This window comes from Lachnoclostridium sp. An196, from assembly GCF_002160135.1.
GTDB classification, from domain to species: Bacteria; Bacillota; Clostridia; order Lachnospirales; family Lachnospiraceae; genus Hominiventricola; species Hominiventricola avistercoris.
The window spans coordinates 1-768 of sequence record NZ_NFJZ01000030.1; the positions used below are offsets into that span (position 1 = coordinate 1).

A 768-nucleotide genomic window follows, 5' to 3' on the forward strand; every position below is an offset into this window, starting at 1 on the left:
ATTCTGGCAGCCACCTGCTCTCCCATGCCGTCTCCAGCATAGTACCATCGGCCGTTTAGGTCTTAACCATCGTGTTCGGGATGAGTACGGGTGTGTCCCCTAAACGCATCACCACCAGAAAGCTTTTGGGTATTCATTTTCAAGAGGTAGCACCATCGTCACTAACACTCAGCCCTCGCCTTCCGGCTCCGCTTCGTGAAGTGTCGAGGTGTACTTTCGCACTAACCTCAGTCTGCGCTCTCGCTTGACTTCGCTAAGTGCTCAATGCAAACCCTCATAACTGAACAGTACTTCTTTTACCTTCTACTTCTTCTTCCGTTTTAGTTGGATTGATCCAGACGGAAGAAGTATTCTTTTCCTTAGAAAGGAGGTGATCCAGCCGCACCTTCCGATACGGCTACCTTGTTACGACTTCACCCCAGTTATCAGCCCCGCCTTCGGCAGCTCCCTCCTTGCGGTTGGGTCACTGACTTCGGGCGTTGCCAACTCCCATGGTGTGACGGGCGGTGTGTACAAGACCCGGGAACGTATTCACCGCGGCATTCTGATCCGCGATTACTAGCGATTCCGGCTTCATGCAGTCGAGTTGCAGACTGCAATCCGAACTGGGACGTTATTTTTGGGATTTGCTTAAGGTCACCCTCTCGCTTCCCTTTGTTTACGCCATTGTAGCACGTGTGTAGCCCAAGTCATAAGGGGCATGATGATTTGACGTCATCCCCACCTTCCTCCAGGTTCTCCCTGGCAGTCCCCCTAGAGTGCCCATCC

General features: G+C 52.6%; 2 rRNA genes. Both read right to left on the bottom strand.

The features are described from left to right. Nucleotide 1: 1 nt before the first annotated feature. Nucleotides 2-119, bottom strand: a 5S ribosomal RNA gene (rrf, locus tag B5F29_RS16200). A gap of 244 nt (nt 120-363) precedes the next feature. Continuing rightward, nucleotides 364-768: ribosomal RNA gene (locus tag B5F29_RS16205) — 16S ribosomal RNA — on the bottom strand; the annotation flags it as partial.